This is a genomic window from Staphylococcus sp. HMSC035D11, from assembly GCF_001836075.1.
GTDB classification, from domain to species: domain Bacteria; phylum Bacillota; class Bacilli; order Staphylococcales; family Staphylococcaceae; genus Staphylococcus; species Staphylococcus hominis.
The window spans coordinates 1-3,691 of record NZ_KV827274.1 but is presented as its reverse complement, the minus strand read 5'-3'; the positions used below and the strand labels follow the sequence as shown (position 1 = coordinate 3,691).

General features: G+C 28.3%; 4 protein-coding genes. 3 read left to right on the top strand and 1 reads right to left on the bottom strand.

Features of this window, described 5'->3' with window-relative positions; translation table 11 throughout:
- Window positions 1-101: 101 nt before the first annotated feature.
- Entirely contained in the window at window positions 102-1,514 is a 1,413-nt protein-coding gene (locus HMPREF2647_RS08475) for an aminotransferase-like domain-containing protein (RefSeq protein ID WP_000526300.1), read from the bottom strand.
- 98 nt (window positions 1,515-1,612) lie between these two features.
- Here HMPREF2647_RS08475 and HMPREF2647_RS08470 point away from each other — a divergent pair, with 98 nt between their 5' ends.
- Genes HMPREF2647_RS08470 through HMPREF2647_RS11335 form a run of 3 tightly spaced genes read left to right on the top strand, consistent with a single transcriptional unit; the run spans window position 1,613 to window position 3,426 of the window.
- Window positions 1,613-2,584: a fatty acid desaturase family protein gene (locus tag HMPREF2647_RS08470; protein ID WP_000053810.1), complete on the top strand. Its 972-nt coding sequence runs from the start codon at window positions 1,613-1,615 to the stop codon at window positions 2,582-2,584.
- Between the two features lie 4 nt (window positions 2,585-2,588).
- The gene (locus tag HMPREF2647_RS08465; protein ID WP_000941203.1) at window positions 2,589-3,209 is read left to right on the top strand and encodes a LysE/ArgO family amino acid transporter; all 621 of its coding nucleotides are present in this window, start codon (window positions 2,589-2,591) and stop codon (window positions 3,207-3,209) included.
- 43 nt (window positions 3,210-3,252) lie between these two features.
- Window positions 3,253-3,426, top strand: coding sequence for a hypothetical protein (locus HMPREF2647_RS11335; protein WP_000044738.1), 174 nt, complete (start codon window positions 3,253-3,255; stop codon window positions 3,424-3,426).
- Window positions 3,427-3,691: the final 265 nt, after the last annotated feature.

The window sequence follows — 3,691 nt, the reverse complement described above, 5'->3', positions numbered from 1 at the left end:
TAGTTATCGGGCTCGGTGTTTATCATGTTAGTACACTATTTGTTAATCAAATTATAACACTGGTTAGTAGAGGAATGCAAAGTAAAGAAAGTTCTTAGGAATCAATTTCTAATTTTTTTAATAATATTACTTAATTTTTTTAAACTTCTATTAATATCATTCTCATCAATGTATGAGTAAGAAAATCGAATGTAGTTTTTGTAGTTAGAATCATATATTTCTCCAGGTTGTATAAGTATATTTTCTTTTATAGATTCATTAAACAATTTTTTTACGTTTATTGATATAGAGAACTCAAACCAAATATAAAATGATCCACTAGGGTCATTCCAACTACCATACATAGATAAATGAGTTTTTAGGGCGTCTATAAATATATCTTTACGTTTTTTTAATTCTAATTTTAATTCAGATATATGTTTTTCATGATAAGTATTTAGCCATTTTGTGGCAATATATTGTGATATAGAACTAGCACCATAGTCATTCTGCATTTTTAAATCAGATAAGTGATTAATTACATTTTTATCTGCTACTATCCATCCAATACGCAGACCAGGACTTACCGTTTTAGATAAACTTCCTAAATATAAAACATTGTCACTATTTTTCAAAGATTTCATGGGCATCGGTCTTTTTTCATCAAACCATAAATCAGAATATATACTATCTTCAACAATAGGTATTCCGTTTTTTTGACATTGATCTATAATTTTTTGCTTTTCTTCTTTAGTATAAGTATTTTGAGTAGGATTGTGTAAAGTAGGTATACAATAAAATATGCTGTTTTTGTAGTTACTACTTATTTTAAATATATTATTAATATTTCGCTTTATATAGTTGATTGATAAAGGGATCATTTTCGATTTGATATTATGCCAAGTACGTATGGAATTAATATAAGAAGGTGTTTCAATAATAATTTTAGATTGAGGAACTAATAATCCATCAGCTATTAGTTTTAATCCTTGAACAGCACCTGAAGTGATACATATGTTATCCACATCACATATGACTCCCCTTTTTTTCATATAATTTACTACTTCTAATCTAAGACTTAATTTTCCTTTTGGTTCCTCATAATTCGTTTGTATAGAGTCACTAATACTGTTTGATATTATTTCTTTGAACAAATGATTTGGAATTAACTTTGGAGATAACTCGCCAGTACCTAGACGTATAATATTAGGATTGAATTCTAATTCATTGATTCTTTGAATATAAAATTGGTTGCTTTTAGACATGCTGTTCCCTATATAATTTTGCCAATGAATATTACTTGTAATATAAGCATTCCATTTATATTGAGATACATAAACGCCTTTTTTTTCAATAGTTTCCAAAATACCATAACTTTTCAAAATATCTAATGACTGTATAACTGTAGATCTATTCACATTATAATATTGAGAAATTTCTCTTTGAGATGGTAATTTATCTCCTGATGATAATTCGCCATTGTTAATCTTATTAATAATATCATCTATTATCATTTTGTATTGAAAATTTCCCATACTTCTTCTCCTTAAATCTGGTTGGAATTTTATCTTTAATCTGGTAGTTTTTTTAAATTTCAGATTATTATAACATACAATCCAAAGGAGGGGTTATGATGTCACTGAAATTAGAAAAAGCAGTTTTTTCTAAAGAAATCAAAAAAGAATTAAAACCTTTGATGAAAAAAGATAACTATCATAATATTTTTGCTTTACTTTTTGATTGGTTGGTTATTTTTGGAAGTGCTTATTTAAGCATAACAACAGGAAATATATTTGTTTACCTGCTTAGTATTATTTTAATTGGAAGTCGAATGCGAGCTTTTGACAATTTAATGCACGAAGCATGCCATCGTTCATTATTTACGAATAAATTTTATAATAAGTGGATTACTTGTATTTTTATAGCATTCCCCATTTTTACAAGTTTTACTACATATTGTAATTCTCACTTTCAACATCATAAGAATTTATGGGATGAAGAAAATGATCCTGATACAAAAAGATATCGTATTGTTGGACTAGATAAGCCACAGGAAAACATCAATAAATTTATAAAAGATCACATTATAAAGGTGTTGTTACTGTTTCATGTGCCAAAGTATATACTAGGTACGGTATCAGCTAACCTTTATAGTAAGGACATACCTAAGTCAGAACTTTGGACTAGAAATATTTTATGGTTGGTTTTGATATCAACATCTATAGCATTTAATTTTTGGTTTTACCTTATTATCTTTTGGTTTGTACCACTTCTTACAACTTTTCAAATTATTCGTTACTGGGCAGAAATGGCAGAACATTCAGGATTAAACAATGATACTGAATTAACAGCAAGTAGAAATACGTTTGGTATGCCTTGGACAATATTTTTATTTCACCCACATCATGATAATTATCACTTGGTACATCATTTATTCCCAGCTATTCCGCACTATAATTTAAAAAAGGCACACTCTATTTTGATGCAAGATAAAAAATATAGAGAAGCACATCATTGCACAGGATTTTTCAAAACTACATTACCAGGATTTTATAGTGTGGTAAAAGATATTTGTACACCCAATAGTAAAATGAAAGAGAGTTAGTATTATGTTGCAACCAATCGTACATGGTGTTTTATTAGCGCTAGGTCTAATTCTACCGTTAGGAGCACAGAATGTTTTTGTATTTAATCAAGGAGCTAATCAAAAGAAATTTACAAAAGCTTTACCAGTCATAATAACAGCTGGACTATGCGATACATTTTTAATAACAATTGCAGTTTTAGGCGTTTCATTGATTTTAATGTCTTTACCTACGTTGCAATTAGTTATATATATTATAGGCCTTATGTTTTTATTATATATGGCGTGGTCATTATGGAATGAAAAACCTAATAATTTAGAAAATCATGACTCTATGAGTGCTAAAAAGCAAATTGGCTTTGCTATATCTGTATCACTATTAAATCCTCATGCAATCATGGACACAGTAGGAGTAATTGGAACAAGCGCTTCTGTTTATTCAGGTTCAGAAAAATTCTTATTCAGTATTTCTACTATTATGATTTCATGGATATGGTTTATTTTATTAGCTGTATTAGGGAAGATTTTAGGATCTATAGATCAAACTGGAAAATATATAATAATTTTAAATAAGATATCAAGTTTTATTGTTATTGTAGTTAGTTTGATAATTGTGAAAAACATCTTACATTTAATTTTTGGTTAGATGATAAAAGAGGTATTTTTATAAAATGAAGGCGTGGTCTTAAATGTCTAAAAGAACAGATGCAGACAATTATGTTATCAAAAAATACGGAAATGATATCAAATTCATTCGAGAAAGTGGAGGCATCTTCTATTATGAAATTAGTACTTTCTGGAGTGGAAAGTTTACAATAAAAGTTAAAGATGGTTTTCTTGGGTGGAGTGATGAAAAACTATAAGTAAAACTAGCGTTATATAAAATTACTTATCAGCAGCTATATATAACTCAGATATTACATAAAATAAAAGCACCTTCTCTCAGGCATCTGAATTGACGCTTGAGATAAGGTGCTATTCATGCTAGTTTCATTGTTAACTAAGTTATAACACTTGTGAGTGGAGAGATAAAAAAGACGTATAATGCGAACTCATAAAATTATATAGCCCATCTAATAAGTGTAGATGCATATGCTAGGTTCTGTTGCAAAGTAAAAAATATAGCTA

Excerpts from the sequence above, each read along its gene's own strand:
- HMPREF2647_RS08475 (WP_000526300.1), bottom strand. The coding sequence starts at position 1,514 with ATGGGAAATTTTCAATACAAAATGATAATAGATGATATTATTAATAAG.
- HMPREF2647_RS08470 (WP_000053810.1), top strand. The coding sequence starts at position 1,613 with ATGTCACTGAAATTAGAAAAAGCAGTTTTTTCTAAAGAAATCAAAAAA.
- HMPREF2647_RS08465 (WP_000941203.1), top strand. The coding sequence starts at position 2,589 with ATGTTGCAACCAATCGTACATGGTGTTTTATTAGCGCTAGGTCTAATT.
- HMPREF2647_RS11335 (WP_000044738.1), top strand. The coding sequence starts at position 3,253 with ATGTCTAAAAGAACAGATGCAGACAATTATGTTATCAAAAAATACGGA.